This window comes from Pseudomonas sp. NBRC 111143, assembly GCF_001320965.1.
GTDB lineage: Bacteria > Pseudomonadota > Gammaproteobacteria > Pseudomonadales > Pseudomonadaceae > Aquipseudomonas > Aquipseudomonas machongensis.
On sequence record NZ_BCBT01000003.1, the window covers coordinates 105,284 to 124,133 of the forward strand.

14 protein-coding genes are annotated in these 18,850 nt (G+C 63.4%); 11 read left to right on the forward strand and 3 right to left on the reverse strand.

Annotated features, from left to right (window positions below; all coding sequences use genetic code 11):
* Position 1 precedes the first annotated feature (1 nt).
* The 9 genes from APH44_RS02885 to APH44_RS02925 all read left to right on the forward strand — a co-directional run bounded on the left by APH44_RS02885 (position 2) and on the right by APH44_RS02925 (position 13,607).
* Positions 2–1,012 carry a pilus assembly protein PilP gene (locus APH44_RS02885; protein ID WP_054891188.1) on the forward strand — a complete coding sequence of 337 codons (1,011 nt, stop codon included), beginning with the start codon at positions 2–4 and terminating at the stop codon, positions 1,010–1,012.
* Entirely contained in the window at positions 966–2,204 is a 1,239-nt protein-coding gene (locus APH44_RS02890) for a type IV pilus secretin PilQ (RefSeq protein ID WP_082430639.1), read from the forward strand. Before APH44_RS02885 ends, APH44_RS02890 begins: the two co-directional genes overlap by 47 nt.
* Before the next feature lie 4 nt (positions 2,205–2,208).
* The gene (gene aroK / locus APH44_RS02895) at positions 2,209–2,727 is read left to right on the forward strand and encodes a shikimate kinase AroK (protein ID WP_054891190.1); all 519 of its coding nucleotides are present in this window, start codon (positions 2,209–2,211) and stop codon (positions 2,725–2,727) included.
* A gap of 97 nt (positions 2,728–2,824) precedes the next feature.
* Positions 2,825–3,922, forward strand: a complete 1,098-nt coding sequence (gene aroB / locus APH44_RS02900) for a 3-dehydroquinate synthase (protein WP_054891191.1) — start codon at positions 2,825–2,827, stop codon at positions 3,920–3,922.
* Between the two features lie 15 nt (positions 3,923–3,937).
* Positions 3,938–5,536, forward strand: a complete 1,599-nt coding sequence (locus APH44_RS02905) for an AAA family ATPase (RefSeq protein WP_054891192.1) — start codon at positions 3,938–3,940, stop codon at positions 5,534–5,536.
* A 375-nt stretch (positions 5,537–5,911) separates the two neighbouring features.
* Entirely contained in the window at positions 5,912–10,357 is a 4,446-nt protein-coding gene (gene gltB / locus APH44_RS02910; RefSeq protein ID WP_054891193.1) for a glutamate synthase large subunit, read from the forward strand.
* 123 nt (positions 10,358–10,480) lie between these two features.
* Positions 10,481–11,899 (forward strand): FAD-dependent oxidoreductase, encoded by a 1,419-nt coding sequence (locus APH44_RS02915; RefSeq protein ID WP_054891194.1) that lies wholly within the window; start codon positions 10,481–10,483, stop codon positions 11,897–11,899.
* Positions 11,900–12,078: 179 nt separating this feature from the next.
* Positions 12,079–13,143, forward strand: a complete 1,065-nt coding sequence (gene hemE, locus APH44_RS02920) for a uroporphyrinogen decarboxylase (protein WP_054891195.1) — start codon at positions 12,079–12,081, stop codon at positions 13,141–13,143.
* 116 nt (positions 13,144–13,259) lie between these two features.
* Positions 13,260–13,607, forward strand: a complete 348-nt coding sequence (locus tag APH44_RS02925; RefSeq protein WP_054891196.1) for a YgiW/YdeI family stress tolerance OB fold protein — start codon at positions 13,260–13,262, stop codon at positions 13,605–13,607.
* A 48-nt stretch (positions 13,608–13,655) separates the two neighbouring features.
* On the opposite strand, the gene APH44_RS02930 is transcribed toward APH44_RS02925, so the two are convergent.
* A complete protein-coding gene (locus tag APH44_RS02930) occupies positions 13,656–14,813 on the reverse strand; it encodes an MFS transporter (RefSeq protein WP_253781902.1) in 1,158 nt (385 codons plus the stop codon).
* A 194-nt stretch (positions 14,814–15,007) separates the two neighbouring features.
* Between APH44_RS02930 and APH44_RS02935 the strand changes: the two genes are divergently transcribed.
* Together APH44_RS02935 and APH44_RS02940 are read left to right on the forward strand one after the other, a co-directional pair.
* Entirely contained in the window at positions 15,008–15,913 is a 906-nt protein-coding gene (locus tag APH44_RS02935; RefSeq protein ID WP_054891198.1) for a LysR family transcriptional regulator, read from the forward strand.
* Between the two features lie 52 nt (positions 15,914–15,965).
* Positions 15,966–16,739 (forward strand): ParA family protein, encoded by a 774-nt coding sequence (locus APH44_RS02940; protein ID WP_054891199.1) that lies wholly within the window; start codon positions 15,966–15,968, stop codon positions 16,737–16,739.
* On the opposite strand, the gene trxC is transcribed toward APH44_RS02940, so the two are convergent.
* Both trxC and selO read right to left on the reverse strand, forming a co-directional pair.
* Positions 16,736–17,170, reverse strand: coding sequence for a thioredoxin TrxC (trxC, locus tag APH44_RS02945; RefSeq protein ID WP_054891200.1), 435 nt, complete (start codon positions 17,168–17,170; stop codon positions 16,736–16,738). The genes APH44_RS02940 and trxC overlap by 4 nt on opposite strands.
* 73 nt (positions 17,171–17,243) lie before the next feature.
* Positions 17,244–18,704, reverse strand: coding sequence for a protein adenylyltransferase SelO (gene selO / locus APH44_RS02950; protein ID WP_054891201.1), 1,461 nt, complete (start codon positions 18,702–18,704; stop codon positions 17,244–17,246).
* Positions 18,705–18,850: the final 146 nt, after the last annotated feature.

An 18,850-nucleotide genomic window follows, 5' to 3' on the forward strand; every position in this document is an offset into this window, starting at 1 on the left:
CATGCGTATCGCTGAGATGCTCGTCTGGCACGAGATGGCGGGGCGCTCGCGTATGTACAGGGGCGCGGTTGTAGTCATTGGCGTGTCGCTGGTGCTTGCCTGCGGCTATCAGTTCCGTCTGCAGGAGGTGCGCGCTGCCCACCGTCAAGGCGTGGCGAGCGAAGTCGAGCAGCGGACGCTGTTGCAGGCGCGGGAGCAACAGGTTCTGGCGCTGGATGACGCCGAGGTGGCGCTGGCGAGCGAGGCGAAGCGGCTGCGGGATGCGCGTTGGCGATTGTCGGGCGGCGAGGGCATGAGCGATCTGCTCGACCAGTTGGCCGTGTCGGGGCGCACCTACGGCCTGGTCTTCGAGCGCCTCGACGTGGAGGAAGAGGTCGAGGGGCCGGGTTACCGCCAGGTGCCCTTGCAGATGCAGGTGAGTGGGCGCTATGCCGCCCTGCGACCCTGGCTGGACGAGTGGCTGGGCCAGTTGCGCCTGCTGCGGGTGACCCGTTTGCAGTTGGAGCCTGCAACAGAACGGCCGGGGTTGCTGCAGCTTCATGTGTGGGTGCAGGCATTTCATGCTGGCGAGGCGCTGCCAATGCCGGCTTCGCTGGCCGATGAGCCCGCTCGGCCCCTCGGTCGGACGCCCGCGCTGGACCCATTTGCAGCCTGGTCGTCGCGTCGGCATACGGAGGGGTTGGCGGGGGTGCCGCTGGAGCAGTTGGAGATGGTGGGCAGCCTGTCCCGCGCGGGGCAATCCCAGGCGCTGGTGCGCTGGGCCGGGCGTGTTTACCGGGTTGCCAAGGGGGAGCGCCTGGGGCGTGAAGAGGGTGAAGTCATAAAGGTCGACCAGGATCAGGTCGAGATCAGGGAGCGGCTGTTCAACGGTGGCGAGTGGCAAGAGCGCTCGAGCTACCTGACGTTGAGCCGGCCCGCAGGCGCAAGGAGCGAACGTGAAAAGACTGCTGATCGGCGTCGTGGCGATGCTGCTGACGCTACGGGCAATGGCGGAGCCCCTGTACAAAGGTGAGCCGCTTTCGCTGAATTTCCAGGACGTCGAGGTTCGGGCAGTGCTGCAGTTGCTCGCCGATTATACCGGCATCAACCTGGTGGCCAGTGACACGGTTCAGGGCAATATCACCCTGCGGCTGCACGAGGTGCCCTGGGATCAGGCATTGGAGCTGGTGTTGCGCAGCCGCGGGCTGGCCAAGCGTGAGGAGGGCAATGTGCTGTTGGTCGCCCCCGCCGCAGAGCTCGCCGAGCAGTCGCGCGAGGCGCGCATCGACCAGGCGCTCGAGGCGCAGTTGCAGCCGCTGCATCGGGAGTTGCTGCCGATTCATCATGCCGATGCGTCCGACCTGGCGAAACTATTGTTGGAGAGCCTCGCGGATGACGAACCTGCGGCAGGGCGCGGCAGTTTGAGCGTGGATTCGCGGACCAACACCCTGATAGCCACCCAGTCGGCCGCGCGCCTGGCTGAGTTGCGGCAACTGGTTGCGGATCTGGATGTGCCGGTGCGCCAGGTGATGATCGAGGCTCGGATCGTCGAGGCCAACGTCGATTACGAGAATGCGCTCGGTATTCGCTGGGGCGCACAGCTGGGCGGTATGCCAGCGCGGTCAGGCAGTGAGCTGTTTGTCGATCTTGGCGCGCAGGGGGTGACCTCTGGCGTGGGCGTAGGGGTGGTGCGCGGCGATGTGCTGCTTGATCTGGAGCTCAGTGCCATGGAGAAAAGCGGCAATGGCGAGGTCATCTCCCAGCCCAAGGTGGTCACTGCCGACAAGGAAACCGCACGGATTCTCAAGGGCACCGAAGTGCCGTACCAGCAGTCGAGCAAGAGCGGCGCCACCTCGGTGGCTTTCCGCGAGGCATCGCTGTCACTGGAGGTCACGCCGCAGATCACCCCGGATGGCAAGGTCATCATGGCGGTGCGGGTGACCAAGGACGAGCCGGACTACGTCAATGCCCTCAACGACGTGCCACCGATCCGCAAGAACGAGGTCAATGCCAAGGTGCGCGTGGCCGATGGCGAGACGATTGTGATTGGTGGCGTGTACTCGACGTCGCATAACAATGTAGTGGACAAGGTGCCATTTCTTGGCGATCTGCCGTATGTTGGACGGCTGTTTCGACGCGATGTATTACAAGAGAAAAAATCTGAGCTGCTGGTCTTCCTGACTCCGCGTATCATGAGTGACCGGGCGATTGCTGTGAGTCGTTGATTCTGTGCGAAATTTGATACTTGTAGGGCCCATGGGCGCCGGTAAGAGCACCATCGGGCGCCTTTTGGCCAAAGAGCTGCGCCTGCTGTTCAAGGATTCCGACAAGGAAATCGAGCTGCGAACCGGCGCCAACATCCCGTGGATCTTCGACAAGGAAGGCGAGCCGGGCTTTCGTGATCGTGAGCAGGCGATGATTGCCGAACTCTGCGAGCTCGACGGCGTGGTTGTCGCAACAGGTGGCGGCGCAGTGATGCGCGAGGCCAATCGCAAGGCGTTGCACAGGGGCGGGCGTGTCATCTACCTGCATGCCTCGGTGGAACAGCAGGTCGGCCGTACCGCACGTGATCGCAACCGTCCACTGCTGCGGACCGCCAACCCGGAAGCCACGCTGCGTGCGTTGCTGGAAACGCGTGACCCGCTCTATCGCGAAATCGCCGACCTCGTGGTGGAAACCGACGAACGGCCGCCGCGCATGGTAGTGCTCGACATTCTCGAGCGTTTGCAGCAGTTGCCGCCCCGCTGAGCCGGGACTATCCTCGGCGACCAACGCCGGGGCGACGTTGAACGTTACCGCGCTGGCCGCTCAGGCAAGGCCGCGCCAAAGCATATTGTGGGGATACATGCAGACATTGAAGGTCGATCTGGGCGAACGTAGCTATCCGATCTACATTGGCGAGGGCCTGCTGGACCAGCCCGAGCTGCTGGCGCCGCACATTGCCGGGCGGCAGGTCGCCATCGTCTCCAACGAAACCGTCGCGCCCCTGTATCTCGAGCGGTTGAGCAAGACACTCGGCGCCTGGTCGGTGCTGCCGGTGGTGCTGCCTGACGGCGAAGCCCACAAGAACTGGGAAACCCTCCAGCTGATTTTCGATGCCCTGCTCACGGCCCGCCATGATCGGCGCACCACTGTGGTCGCGCTGGGCGGCGGGGTGATCGGCGACATGGCCGGCTTTGCCGCGGCCTGCTACCAGCGCGGCGTCGACTTCATCCAGGTGCCGACCACGCTGCTGTCCCAGGTGGATTCGTCCGTTGGTGGCAAGACCGGCATCAATCACCCACTGGGCAAGAACATGGTCGGTGCCTTCTATCAGCCCAACGCGGTGCTGATCGACACCACCAGCCTGCGCACCCTGCCAGCCCGCGAGTTGTCGGCGGGCCTCGCCGAAGTGATCAAGTACGGCCTGATCTGCGACGAGCCATTCCTCGGCTGGCTGGAAGACAACATGGCAGCCCTGCGCGGGCTCGATTCCGTGGCCCTGACCGAAGCCATCCGCCGCTCCTGCGCGGCGAAGGCGGCCGTGGTCGGTGCCGACGAGCGTGAGTCTGGCGTGCGCGCCACCCTGAACCTCGGCCACACCTTCGGTCATGCCATCGAAACCCACATGGGTTACGGGGTATGGTTGCATGGCGAGGCCGTCGCTGCCGGGACCGTCATGGCCCTGGAGATGTCCATGCGTTTGGGCTGGATCGACCAGTCGGCGCGTGATCGCGGAATTCGCCTGCTGCAGGATGCAGGCTTGCCGGTGGTGCCTCCACAGGAAATGACCCCGGCGCATTTCATGGAACATATGGCGGTCGACAAGAAGGTGCTCGACGGACGCCTGCGCCTGGTGCTGTTGCGCCAGATGGGCGAGGCCGTAATCACCGACGACTATCCGAAAGAGATTCTTCAGGCCACGCTTGCAGCGGATTACCGCGCGATCGTGGCGCAGCTTTGAGGTTGTGACAGCGCAATGACCAGTTTGCATGCCGATGAGGCGTTCCTCGATCACTACCAGTTGAGTCACGATCCGTTCGCACCTCGGGTGCCCGGATTCAAGTTCTTCCCTGCCCAGCGCAAGCCGGTGCTGGGCCAACTGCATCACCTGGCGCGTTACAGCCACCTGATGCTGGTGGTAACCGGCCCGCTTGGCAGCGGCAAGACCCTGCTGCGCCAGGCCCTGGTGGCCAGCACCAACAAGCAGTCGGTGCAGAGCGTGGTCGTTTCCGCGCGTGGCGCAAGCGATGCTGCCAGCGTGCTGGGCCAAGTGGCCCAGGCGCTGAACGTCGCCCAGCCGGAAGTGCAGGCAATCCTTTCCCAGGTCGTCCAGCTGGCGTTGACCGGGCAGGAAGTCTATCTGCTGGTGGACGATGCGGAACAACTCGACGAGTCGGCACTCCAAGCGTTGCTGGAGCTGGCGGCAGGCGTTCCGGAAGGGCGCCCGCATGTGTTCCTGTTCGGTGAACCTTCGCTGATTGCCGGGTTGGACGAACTCAGTGTCGAGGAAGAGCGCTTCCACATCATCGAGCTCGCCCCCTACAGTGAAGAAGAGACTCGTGAGTATCTGGAGCAGCGCCTGGAAGGTGCTGGCCGGGGCCTTGAAGTATTCAGCGCCGAGCAGATCGCCGATATCCACGAAAACTCCGACGGCTGGCCAGGAAACATCAACCAGGTCGCCCGCGATACCTTGATCGAAGCCATGATCGCTACCCGCAGTACGGAAAAGCGACCATCCATGGGGTTCAAAATGCCTAAGAAACATGTGCTCGCGTTGTCCGCTGTCGTTGTGGTCGCTGTCGCGGCCGCGGTCCTGATGCCCAAGAAAGGGGACAAGGCGCCGACCGAAGCACCTGCGGCCCAGGCCCAGTTGCCGCTGGGGCAGTCGGGCAATGGCGGACCGACCGTCGAATTCTCCGGTTCTTCGCAGCCCATGCCACTGCCGCTGGTAGGGCAGTCGCAGCCGGTCATGCGTGAGCCGCTGGCCCAGGCTGCAGGCATGGGAGATGGCGACGAGGCGGGCCCTGCTGGTGATACTGCACTGCAGCCTTCAGCGCCCTCTGCTGCCGTTCCTCCTACCGTCACCACGACTGCGCCGCCCCAAGGTGTCGCCGCCGGTCCTGCACCCGCTCCGGCCCAGCCGGTTGCGCCTGTGCAGAAGCCTGTCGCAACCCAGCCGGTCAAGCCGGTTGCGCCTGCCGCCAAGCCAGCGCCGGCGCCGACCCAGGTGGCGACCGCCAAGCCCGCTGCCAAGCCTGCCGAAAAACCCGCCACCGGTGGCGCAGGCAACAGCGGCTGGTACAGCGGCCAGAAGCCGGGCAACTATGTGGTTCAGGTGTTCGGTACCAGCAATGAATCCGCTGCCCAATCGTTCGTCAGGGAACAGGGTGGCGACTATCGCTACTTCAAGAAAACCCTGCAGGGCAAGCCGCTGTATGTGGTGACCTACGGCAACTTCAGCAGCCGCGATGCCGCAGCTGCGGCAATCAAGAACTTGCCAGCGAAGGTCCAGGCTGGTAAACCTTGGCCTCGTACCGTCGGCAGCGTTCAACAAGAGCTGGCCACGGCCCGCTGATCCTTCCGGGCGGCACCACCCCCGCCGCCCAGTTGCTGAGCGAATCCCGGACTCGACAAAGCCTGCTGTGCTGATGCGCGGCAGGCTTTTCTGTCCCAGACTGCCGGCCACAAGCCTTCTGTTGCAGTCACGGCTGAAACGCTTCAGACTCTGCTCAAGCCGCTACCACGGCGCATGACGCAAAAACATTCAAAAATGCGACATAAACTTTCAACGATTCGTCGTGAAAATTTGTGGGCTTCCCTGTCGCTGTGCAACAATGGTTTCCCTATACCCACCGCAAAAAAGCTGGCATTCGATCGGCGTGGATGGTAAGTGGTTGTACTAAAAAGAGATTTGCCTTGGTTGAGAGGCGAACCTGGTGAGAAAGTGTCTATGAAAACAGGTCTGTACCATCCCGAAGAGTTCAAGGATAACTGTGGTTTTGGCCTGATCGCCCACATGACGGGCGAGCCGAGTCACCACCTTCTGCAAACTGCCGTCGAGGCCCTGACCTGCATGACCCACCGTGGTGGGATCAACGCAGATGGCAAGACCGGTGACGGTTGCGGCCTGCTGATGCAGAAGCCCGATCAGTTCCTGCGTGCCGTGGCCCTGGAGCACTTCGCCGCCGAGCTGCCCAAGCAGTACGCCGTCGGCATGGTGTTCTTCAATCAAGACCCGGTAAAAGCCGAGGCTGCGCGCGCCAACATGGACCGCGAGATCCTCGCTGCCGGCCTGCAACTGGTCGGCTGGCGCAAAGTGCCGATCGACACCAGCGTGCTCGGTCGCCTGGCCCTTGAGCGCCTGCCGCAGATCGAGCAGGTGTTCATCGGTGGTGAAGGTCTTACCGACCAGGAATTCGCCATCAAGCTGTTCAGTGCCCGTCGCCGTTCGTCCGTGGCCAACGCCCATGACGCCGACCACTACATCTGCAGCTTCTCGCACAAGACCATCATCTACAAAGGCCTGATGATGCCGGCGGATCTCACCGCCTTCTATCCGGACCTGGGCGATGAGCGCCTGCAGACCGCCATCTGTGTCTTCCACCAGCGCTTCTCCACCAACACCCTGCCGAAATGGCCGCTGGCGCAGCCATTCCGCTTCCTCGCCCACAACGGCGAGATCAACACCATCACCGGCAACCGCAACTGGGCCATGGCCCGTCGCACCAAGTTCGCCAACGACCTGATCCCCGATCTGGAAGAACTCGGTCCGCTGGTCAACCGTGTCGGCTCCGACTCCTCCAGCATGGACAACATGCTCGAGTTGATGGTCACCGGCGGCATCGACCTGTTCCGTGGCGTGCGCATGCTCGTGCCGCCAGCCTGGCAGAACGTCGAGACCATGGACGCCGACCTGCGCGCCTTCTACGAGTACAACTCCATGCACATGGAGCCGTGGGACGGCCCGGCCGGTATCGTCATGACCGAAGGCCGCCACGCCGTGTGCCTGCTCGACCGCAACGGCCTGCGTCCGGCGCGCTGGGTGACCACCAAGAACGGCTACATCACCCTCGCCTCGGAAATCGGCGTGTGGAACTACAAGCCCGAGGACGTCATCGCCAAGGGCCGTGTTGGCCCAGGCCAGATCTTCGCCGTGGACACCGAGACCGGTCAGATCCTCGACACCGACGCCATCGACAACCGTCTCAAGTCGCGCCACCCCTACAAGCGCTGGCTGCGTCAGCATGCCACCCGCATCCAGGCGACGCTGACCGACGACCAGGGCGTGGCCAGCTACGATGCTGACCAGCTCAAGCAATACATGAAGATGTTCCAGGTCACCTTCGAGGAGCGTGACCAGGTGCTGCGCCCGCTCGGCGAACAAGGCCAGGAGGCGGTCGGCTCGATGGGCGACGACACGCCGATGGCCGTGCTTTCGCAGCGTGTGCGCTCGCCGTACGACTTCTTCCGCCAGCAGTTCGCCCAGGTGACCAACCCACCGATCGACCCGCTGCGCGAAGCCATCGTGATGTCCCTGGAAATCTGCCTGGGCGCCGAGCGCAATATCTTCCAGGAATCCCCTGAACACGCCTCCCGTGTGATCCTCAGCTCGCCGGTGATCTCGCCAGCCAAGTGGCGCTCGCTGATGGCCCTGGAGCGCGAAGGCTTCGACCGTCACCTGATCGACCTCAACTACGAGCAGGATGTCGGCCTTGAAGCGGCCATTCGCAACATCGCCGACCAGGCCGAAGAAGCGGTGCGCAGCGGCAAGACCCAGTTGGTGCTGAGCGACCGCTTCATCGCCCCGGGCAAGCTGCCGGTACATGCTTCGCTGGCCGTTGGTGCGGTGCATCACCGCCTGACCGAGCAGGGCCTGCGCTGCGACAGCAACATCCTGGTGGAAACCGCCACCGCCCGCGACCCGCACCACTTCGCCGTGCTGCTGGGCTTCGGCGCCTCGGCTGTCTATCCGTACCTGGCGTACGAAGTGCTGGCCGACCTGATCCGCACCGGCGAAGTGCTGGGCGATCTGGATGAAGTGTTCAAGTACTACCGCAAGGGCATCTCCAAGGGCCTGCTGAAGATTCTGTCGAAGATGGGTATTTCGACCATCACGTCCTACCGTGGCGCGCAGCTGTTCGAGGCCATCGGCCTGTCGGACGAAGTGGTCGGCCTGAGCTTCAAGGGCGTGTCCAGCCGTATCAAGGGTGCGCGTTTCGAAGACCTGGAGAGCGACCAGAAGCTGCTTGCGGCCGAGGCCTGGAGCGCGCGCAAGCCGATCCAGCAGGGCGGCCTGCTCAAGTTCGTCCACGGCGGTGAATACCACGCTTACAACCCGGACGTGGTCAACACCCTGCAGGCTGCAGTGCAGCAGGGCGACTACGCCAAGTTCAAGGAATACACGACGCTGGTCGATCAGCGTCCGGTGTCGATGATCCGCGACCTGCTCAAGGTCAAGGTGGCCGATCAGGCCCTGGCACTGGATCAGGTCGAGCCGCTGGACGCGATCCTCAAGCGCTTCGACTCCGCTGGTATCTCCCTGGGCGCGCTGTCGCCGGAGGCCCACGAAGCGTTGGCCGAGGCGATGAACCGCCTGGGCGCGCGCTCCAACTCCGGTGAGGGCGGCGAAGACCCGGCCCGCTATGGCACCCTCAAGAGCTCGAAGATCAAGCAGGTGGCCACCGGCCGCTTTGGTGTGACCCCGGAATACCTGGTCAACGCCGAAGTGCTGCAGATCAAGGTGGCCCAAGGCGCCAAGCCCGGCGAGGGCGGCCAGTTGCCAGGCGGCAAGGTCAACGGCCTGATCGCCAAGCTGCGCTACGCGGTGCCGGGCGTGACCCTGATCTCGCCGCCACCGCACCACGACATCTATTCGATCGAAGACCTGGCGCAGCTGATCTACGACCTCAAGCAGGTCAACCCGCAGGCGCTGGTGTCGGTCAAGCTGGTGGCCGAAGCCGGTGTCGGCACCATCGCTGCCGGTGTGGCCAAGGCCTATGCCGACCTGATCACCATCTCCGGCTACGACGGTGGCACCGGCGCCTCGCCGCTGACCTCGATCAAGTACGCTGGCGCCCCGTGGGAACTGGGCCTGGCCGAAACCCACCAGACCCTGCGTGGCAACGACCTGCGCGGCAAGGTGCGGGTGCAGACCGACGGTGGCCTGAAAACCGGCCTGGACGTGATCAAGGCCGCGATCCTCGGCGCCGAGAGCTTCGGCTTCGGTACCGCGCCGATGATCGCCCTGGGCTGCAAGTACCTGCGCATCTGCCACCTGAACAACTGCGCCACGGGCGTCGCCACCCAGAACGACAAGCTGCGCAAGGATCACTACATCGGCACTGTCGACATGGTGATCAACTTCTTCACCTTCGTCGCTGAAGAAACCCGCGAGTGGCTGGCCAAGCTGGGTGTACGCAGCCTCGGCGAGCTGATCGGTCGTACCGACCTGCTCGAAGTGCTGCCGGGCGACACCGAGCGCCAGCACCACCTGGACCTCACGCCGCTGCTGGGCAGCTCGCACATTCCGGCCGACAAGCCGCAATTCTGCGAAGTCGACAAGAACCCGCCGTTCGACAAGGGCGAGATGGCCGAGAAGATGGTCGAGATGGCCTTGCCGGCGATCCGCGACCAGGCCGGTGGCGAGTTCGCCCTCGACATCTGCAACTGCGATCGTTCCATCGGTGCGCGTATCTCTGGCGAGATCGCCCGCCTGCATGGCAACCAGGGCATGGCGGCTAACCCGATCACCTTCCGCTTCAAGGGGACGGCGGGTCAGAGCTTCGGCGTATGGAACGCCGGTGGCCTGAACCTGCACCTGGAAGGTGACGCCAACGACTACGTCGGCAAGGGCATGACCGGTGGCAAGATCACCATCGTGCCGCCAGCCGGCAGTCCGTTCGAAACCCAGCACAGCGCCATCGTCGGCAACACCTGCCTGTACGGCGCCACTGGCGGCAAGCTGTTCGCCGCCGGTACCGCGGGCGAGCGTTTCGCTGTGCGTAACTCCGGCGCCCACGCTGTGGTCGAGGGCACCGGTGATCACTGCTGTGAATACATGACCGGCGGCTTTGTCTGCGTTCTGGGCAAGACCGGTTACAACTTCGGTTCTGGCATGACGGGCGGCTTCGCCTATGTGCTCGACATGGACAACACCTTCTTCGACAAACTCAACCACGAGCTGGTGGAAATCCAGCGTATCAGTGGTGAGGCGATGGAGGCCTACCGCAGCCACCTGGCGCGCGTCCTGGGCGAGTACGTGGAAGAAACCGGCAGCGAGTGGGGGCGTGAGCTCTCCGAGAACCTGGACGACTATGTGCGGCGCTTCTGGCTGGTGAAGCCGAAGGCGGCCAATCTGAAGCAACTGTTGTCCAGCACCCGTGCCAACCCGCAGTAAGAGCAGCTGCAAGTGGCGAGCTGCACGCTGCACGTCGAGGCAGCGTGCGGTTCGTCCGGCTTAAGTGATCGTCTTGCGGCTTGCAGCGTGTAGCTTGCAGCTGCTGTTGAGAGGTTTTGAAAAATGGCTGAACGTCTGAGCAACGACTTCCAGTTCATCGAAGTGGGCCGCAAGGACCCGAAGAAAAAGCTGCTGCGCCAGCGCAAGAAGGAGTTCGTCGAGATCTACGAACCCTTCAAGCCGCAGCAGTCCGTGGAGCAGGCACACCGCTGCCTGGGCTGCGGCAACCCCTATTGCGAGTGGAAATGCCCGGTACACAACTTCATCCCCAACTGGTTGAAGCTGGTGTCCGAAGGCAACATCCTGGCGGCAGCGGAGCTGTCGCACCAGACCAACACCCTGCCGGAAGTGTGCGGCCGCGTATGCCCACAGGACCGCCTGTGCGAGGGTGCCTGTACCCTGAACGACGGGTTCGGCGCAGTGACCATCGGCTCGGTGGAGAAGTACATCACCGACACCGCCTTCGCCATGGGCTGGCGCCCGGACATGTCCAAGGTCAAGCCAACCGGCAAGCGCGTTGCGATCATCGGTGCCGGCCCTGCGGGCCTGGGCTGCGCCGATGTGCTGGTGCGTGCCGGAGTAACGCCGGTCGTGTTCGACAAGAATCCCGAGATCGGTGGCCTGCTGACCTTCGGCATCCCCGAGTTCAAGCTGGAAAAGACCGTGCTGAGCAATCGCCGCGAAGTCTTCACCGGCATGGGCATCGAGTTCCGCCTGAACACCGAGGTGGGCAAGGACATCACCATGGAACAACTGCTCGCCGAGTACGATGCAGTGTTCATGGGCATGGGCACCTACACCTACATGAAAGGCGGTTTCCCGGGTGAAGATCTGCCGGGCGTGCACGACGCTTTGGACTTCCTGATCGCCAACGTCAACCGCAACCTGGGCTTCGAGAAGTCGCCGGAAGACTTCATCGACATGCAGGGCAAGAAGGTCGTTGTGCTCGGCGGTGGCGACACCGCGATGGACTGCAACCGCACCTCCATCCGCCAGGGCGCCAAGGCCGTGACCTGCGCTTATCGTCGCGACGAAGCCAACATGCCTGGCTCGCGCAAAGAGGTGAAGAACGCCAAGGAAGAAGGCGTGAAGTTCCTCTACAACCGCCAGCCCATCGCCATTGTCGGCGAGGACAAGGTGGAAGGCGTCAAGGTGGTCGAGACCCGTCTCGGTGAGCCAGACGCCCGTGGCCGCCGCAGCCCCGAGCCTATCCCGGGCTCCGAAGAGATCCTTCCGGCCGACGCCGTGGTGATCGCCTTCGGCTTCCGCCCGAGCCCGGCGCCTTGGTTCGAACAGCATGGTATCCAGATGGACAGCCAGGGCCGCGTGGTGGCTCCTGAGAAGGGCAAGTTCAAGCACCAGACCAGCAACCCGAAAGTCTTCGCCGGTGGCGACATGGTGCGCGGGTCTGACCTGGTGGTGACGGCGATCTTCGAAGGGCGTACTGCTGCGGAAGGGATTCTGGACTACCTCGAAGTCTGATCCTGGCCATTCGCGGGGCAAGTCGGAGCGTCGAACCGCCGTTCCGACTTGCCCCGCGATGCATTTTGTATACAAAAATCCTTGATCCACGGCACCCGATAGACAAAACGCATGGCCCTGGCCGTGCCTTTTGCGCTGGCGTCTGAGAAAATGCCCGCACTTTTTTGCTGGATGCCGACATGACTGCCCTGAAGAACGATCGTTTCCTGCGTGCACTGCTCAAGCAACCCGTAGACGTGACCCCAGTCTGGATGATGCGCCAGGCCGGCCGCTACCTGCCAGAGTACCGCGCCAGCCGCGCCAATGCCGGCGACTTCATGAGCCTGTGCATGAACCCACAGTTCGCCTGTGAGGTGACGCTCCAGCCGCTGGACCGCTATCCGCTCGACGCCGCAATCCTCTTCTCCGACATCCTCACCATCCCCGATGCCATGGGGCAGGGCCTGTACTTCGAGACGGGCGAAGGCCCACGTTTCAAGAAGGTCGTCAGCACCCTGGCCGATATCGAGGCGCTGCCGATTCCCGATCCGCACAAGGACCTGGGCTATGTGATGGACGCGGTCAGCACCATCCGCCGTGAGCTCAACGGGCGCGTGCCACTGATCGGCTTCTCCGGCAGCCCCTGGACCCTGGCGACCTACATGGTCGAAGGCGGGTCGTCGAAAGACTTCCGCAAGACCAAGGCGATGCTCTACGACCAGCCCGAGGCCATGCACCTGCTGCTCGACAAGCTGGCACAGTCGGTCACCAGCTACCTCAATGGCCAGATCAAGGCCGGCGCTCAGGCGGTGCAGATCTTCGACACCTGGGGCGGTGCACTGTCGGCAGCGGCCTATCAGGAATTCTCCCTGGCCTACATGCGCAAGATCGTCAGCGGTCTGATTCGCGAGCATGAAGGGCGCAAGGTGCCGGTCATCCTGTTCACCAAGAATGGCGGCCTTTGGCTGGAAAGCATCGCCGAGGCCGGTGCCGACGCACTGGGCCTGGACTGGACCTGCGAGATCGGCGACGCCCGTCGTCGCGTCGGTGACAAGGTTGCGCTGCAGGGCAACATGGACCCGACCGTGCTGTACGCCAAGCCCGAGGCGATCCGCAACGAAGTGCAGCGGATCCTGGCCAGCTACGGCAAGGGCAGCGGCCATGTGTTCAACCTGGGTCATGGCATCACGCCGGAGGTGAACCCGGAACATGCCGGTGTGTTCATCAACGCCGTGCACGAGTTCTCGGCGCAATATCATCAGTAGAATCGGCTATCTCGGCAAACGCCCGGCCCTGTGCCGGGCGTTTTGCTTCATTAAGCTTCAATTCAGCGATCGTCGGTAATCTAGAGCCATCAAAACGCAAACAGGACCCGATCATCATGAAAGCCCGTTACCTGCCCCTGATCCTCGCCCCACTGTTCAGCACCGCCGCCCTCGCTGCCGGCTACACGGGTCCGGGCGCCCAGCCGGTGACCACCGTCGCTGCCGCCAAGGAGGCCGCCGATGACACCCCGGTAGTGCTGCAAGGCTATGTGACCAAGAAGATCAACAACGACGACAAGTACGAGTTCAAGGACAACACCGGCACCATCACCGTCGAGATCGACAACGAAGACCTGCCGGTAACCCCGTTCAACGACAAGACCAAGGTCAAGCTGACCGGCGAGGTGGAGAAACACCTGATGAGCCGTGAAGTGGATGTGGACATCGTCGAGATCGTCAACTGACGAACGCCGTTTCGCGGTGGTTCTGCGCCCCGAACCGCCGCGAATGCCTCACACCGATTTAGGTGCCAGCTTGCTCAGGTGTAGCGCCACCAGCAACGCCACCGCCAGCAGGCTACCGATGAACAGGCCGATGCCGTTCCATCCGGCGTAATGCCAGAACACCCCGCCCGCCGTCCCGGCGACACTCGATCCCGCGTAGTAGCAGAACAGGTACAGTGAAGAGGCCTGCCCCTTGGCCTTGAGCGCGCGTCGACCAATCCAGCTGCTGGCCACCGAATGGGCACCGAAGAAGCCGAAGGTGAACACCAGCATCCCGACGATCACCACTGGCAATGGGGTGAACAGGGTCATCAGCATGCCAGCGGCCATCACCAGGATGCTCGCCCAGAACACCCTGCGACGCCCCAGCCGGTCAGCCAGCGCGCCGACCTGTGCCGAACTGTAGATGCCTGACAGGTACACCACCGACAGCAAGCCGACCAGTGCCTGGTTCATGTGATAGGGCTCGGCCAGCAGGCGATAGCCGATGTAGTTGAACAGGGTGACGAAGGCGCCCATCAGCAGGAAAGCTTCGAGGAACAGCCAGGGCAGGCCGGCATCCTTGAAGTGCATGAGGAAGCCATCGAGCAGATTGCGCGGCTTCAGCGACTGCGCGCGGAAGTTGCGCGATTCCGGCAGCACCTTCCAGAACACCACCGCGGCCAGCAGCGCCAGGCCGCCGATCACCAGCATCGCGGTGTGCCAACTGACGAAGTCGATCAGCACCCCGGTGATCAGCCGCCCGCTCATCCCGCCGATCGCATTGCCACCGATGTACAGGCCCATGGCCAGGCCGATGTGCTGCGGGTGGATTTCTTCGCTCAGGTAGGTCATGGCCACCGCCGCTAGGCCGCTCAGCGACAGGCCGACCAGTGCGCGGGTGGCGAGCACGCCTTCCCAGGTTGGCATCACTGCGCTGGCCAGTGTCGCCAGGGCAGCGCACACCAGGGCCGAGACCATCACCGGTTTGCGCCCGATTCGATCGGAAATGGGCCCGGTCACCAGCAGCCCGAACGCCAGCATGGCGGTGGACACCGACAGCACCAGGCTGCTCTGCGCAGCGTTGATCGAAAACTCTTGCGACAGCAGCGGCATCATCGGTTGCACGCAGTAGAGCAGCGCGAACGTGGCGAAACCGCCGCTGAACAGCGCCAGTACGGTTTTCATGAAGGCTGGGGTGCCTTTTTCGATCCACAAGTCGTTCAGGGGAAGCACTTCGGGTTCGGCGGGGAGGGGGGCTACAGCAGTTTTCACGGGTGATACCTCTGGCGCAATGAAAAAAGCATATAGCTGGCTAATGATTAGATCCAATATATTGTTCGACCTATTTGATAGCTTTAGCGACTCGTTCGGAGCCGATCATGGAACTGCGTCACCTGCGTTACTTCATCGCCGTCGCCGAAGAACTGCACTTCGGCCGTGCAGCCCAGCAACTGGGTATCTCCCAGCCGCCCCTGAGCCAGCAGATCCAGGCGCTGGAACAGGAACTGGGGGCGCGTCTGTTCGAGCGCACCAATCGTCGGGTCGAGCTGAGCGAGGCCGGACGACTGTTCCTCGAGGAGGCGCGCCAGGTGCTGGCGCAAGTCGACAAGGCGGCCGACGTGGCACGTCGCGCACAGTTGGGCGAGCTGGGCGAGATGAAGATCGGTTTCACCTCGTCGGCGCCCTTCACCTCGAGGATTCCCCAGGCGATCCACGCCTTCCGCCAGCGCTTCCCGGCAGTGCACCTGCACCTCAAGGAGATGAGCAGCCGTGAAGTGGTCGATGCGGTGTTCGACGAATCCATCGAGGTCGGCCTGATGCGGCCGCTACCGGTGCCGGAAGGGTTGGCGGTCACCGAGTTGTTTCGCGAGCCGTTGGTCGTGGTGCTCAATGCCTCTCATCCGCTGGCGCTGGGCGGCGAGCAGGGCCTGTATATGCGGGACTTGGCCCACGAGCCGTTCGTATTCTTCCCACGCAGCTACGGCAGCGGTCTGTATGCGCAACTGATGGACCTGGCACGCCAGGCTGGCTTCAGCCCGCATTTCGCCCAGGAAGCCGGTGAGGCGCTGACCATCATCGGGTTAGTCTCGGCGGGCCTTGGGGTTTCGGTGTTGCCTGCGTCGTTCCAGCGCATCCGCATCGACGGCGTGGTGTATCGCACGCTGCTCGACGAGCAGGCGACCAGTGCGGTCTGGCTGGTGCGTCGCGAGGGCGCGGGCTCGGCGATGGCCCGGGCGTTCGTCGACCTGCTGGCGGGCCTGGAAAAGCCCGAAGGTGCTGGCTAAACCGCTGCGCCGGACACATACTCGGGCATTCCCTGATACACGGAGGTCAGTCATGCGGCGCGTGGTGTTCAATCAGAAAGGTGGCGTGGGCAAGTCGAGCATCGCCTGCAACCTGGCGGCGGTCAGTGCCAACGAAGGCTACCGGACCCTGTTGATCGACCTGGATGCCCAGGCCAACTCGACCCAGTACCTCACTGGGTTGACGGGTGACGACATCCCCATGGGTATTGCCGATTTCTTCAAGCAGAGCCTGTCCAGCGGGCCGTTCAGCAAGAAGAACAAGGTCGATATCTATGAAACGCCCTTTGACAACCTGCACGTGGTCACCGCCACCGCCGAGCTGGCCGACCTGCAGCCCAAGCTCGAGGCCAAGCACAAGATCAACAAGCTACGTAAATTGCTCGATGAGCTGGACGAGGATTACGAGCGGATCTACATCGATACCCCGCCAGCGTTAAACTTCTATGCGGTTTCCGCGTTGATCGCCGCAGATCGTGTGCTGATTCCCTTCGATTGCGACAGCTTCTCGCGCCAGGCCCTGTACGGCCTGCTGGCCGAGATCGAGGAACTCAAGGACGACCACAACGAAGACCTCCAGGTAGAGGGCATCGTGGTCAACCAGTTCCAGTCACGTGCCAGCCTGCCTCAGCAGATGCTCGACGAGCTGCTCGCCGAGGGCCTGCCGGTGCTGCCGGTCTACCTGGGCAGCTCGGTGAAGATGCGCGAATCCCACCACGCCAGCCTGCCGCTGATCCACCTGGAGCCGCGGCACAAGCTGACGCAGCAGTTCGTCGAGTTGCACTCGCTGCTCGAAGAAAACGCTTAGATCCCTTGGCTGCGCACCCATTCCAGCAACGACTGGAGTGGAAACGCCCCCGCCTGGCGGCTGACTTCGCGGCCGTTCCTGAACAGGATCAGGCTGGGGATCGAACGGATGCCCAGTTGCCCGGCGAGGTTGCGGTTGGCCTCGCTGTCGAGCTTGGCCAGGCGGCAGCGGCCGCTGAGCTGGCGGGCCGCCTGTTCGAAGGTCGGTGCAAAGCTCTTGCACGGGCCGCACCAGTCGGCCCAGACGTCCACCAGCAAAGGCAGGTCGCCCTTTATCTGGCTGGCGTAGGTGCTTTCGCTGAGCTCGAAGGGCTTGTCGAGCAATACCGTTTGCTTGCAGCGCCCGCATTTCGGGCTGTCGCCCAGACGTTCGCTGGGCAGGCGGTTGAGGCCGTTGCAGTGCGGGCAGGGGATTACCAGTGGGTCGGACATGTTTTCTCCGCAATAGGCTTCACATATAACCTGTGACAGTGGGCAAGCCCGCTGTCACAGGATCAGGTTTTGTTCAGGAAGAACAGCTGATTTCCAGATGCTTGCCCCACTCTGGTGGTCGCTCGGCATAGGCTTGCATCCCGGGCTGTTCCTCGAATGGCTTGCACAGTACCTGGTGCAGCCGTCGCACTTCACTGTAGTCCCCACCTTCGGCCGCCTCGATGGCGCGCTGCGCCAGATAGTTGCGCAGGATGTACAGCGGGTTGACCGCATGCATGCGCTCACGCCGACCTTCGGCGTTGCCCGCTTCGCGCTGGCAGCGTGCGAGGTAGTCGGCGCTCCAGGCGTCGAAGCCGGCGAGGTCGATGAAGTCGTCGCGGACCACTTTCAGTGCCTGTTCCACTGGCTGCTCGCCAAGGCGGCGGAAGAACAGGGTGTAGTCCACGCCGCCACTCTGCATGCGCTGCAGCAGGCGTTCGATCAGGGCCATGTCGTCGTCTTCGGCGGTGGTCAGGCCGAGGCGGCGGCGCATCAAGTCCAGGTAATGGGCCTGGTACAGCGGCAGGAACAGGCCGAGCGTCTCCTTCAGCGCCTCCACGTCGATCACCGTGGTCAGGGCCTGGGCCAGGGCGCTCAGGTTCCAGTGGGCGATCGGCACCTGGTTGGCGTAGCTGTAGCGGCCGCGATCGTCGGAGTGGTTGCAGATGAAGTTGGCGTTGAAGTCGTCGAGAAAGGCGTAGGGACCGAAATCGAAGGTGATGCCCAGGATCGACATGTTGTCGGTGTTCATCACCCCGTGGCAGAAACCATAGGCCTGCCAGCGCGCGATCAGCTCGGCGTTGCGCTCGACGATGCTGCGGAACATCGCCAGGTACGGCTGCTCGGCGTCGCGGCATCCGGGGTAGTGCTGATCGAGCACGTGATCGATCAGCACGCGTTGTTGCTCGGGCTGCTGGGTGTAGTAGAAGTATTCGAAATGACCGAAGCGTACATGGCTCTGCGCCAGTCGCAGCAGCATGGCCGCGCTTTCGCGGGTCTCGCGCCATACCGGGGTGCTCGAGCCGACCACGCATAGCGCCCGGCTGCTGGGAATGCCCAGGGCGTGCAGCGCTTCTGAGGCGAGGAACTCACGGATCGACGAACGCAGCACCGCGCGGCCGTCGCCCATGCGCGAGTACGGGGTCTGGCCGGCGCCCTTGAGGTGCAGGTCCCAGTGCTCGCCCGCGTCGTTCAATACTTCGCCCAGCAACAGGCCGCGGCCGTCACCCAGGCGCGGGTTGTACGAACCGAACTGATGGCCGGAATAGACCATCGCCCGTGGATCGGCTTCTTCCCAGAGCTTGTGGCCGCTGAACAGCTCGGCGAACACGGGCTCATCGGCCTGGGCTGGGTCGAGGTCGAGCAGGGCCATGGCCGATTCGCTGGCGACCACCAGGCGCGGCTCGGCAATCGGCTCGGGCAGCACCTGGGTGGAGTAGGTGTCGCCGAGTTGGGCGAAGCGGTTATCGAAGGTGAGTTGGTCGAGGGCTTTCACGTGGCCGGCTCCTGGCTATCGGTGACATGGTGCCGCCTTGCGGCCCTGCGCGGGGCAAAGCCCGTACCTACAGAAATCGGTTTCCTGTGGGAGCGGGCTTGCCCCGCGGTCGAGGGCAAAGCCCTCGCAGGCATTCTGGGCGCTTG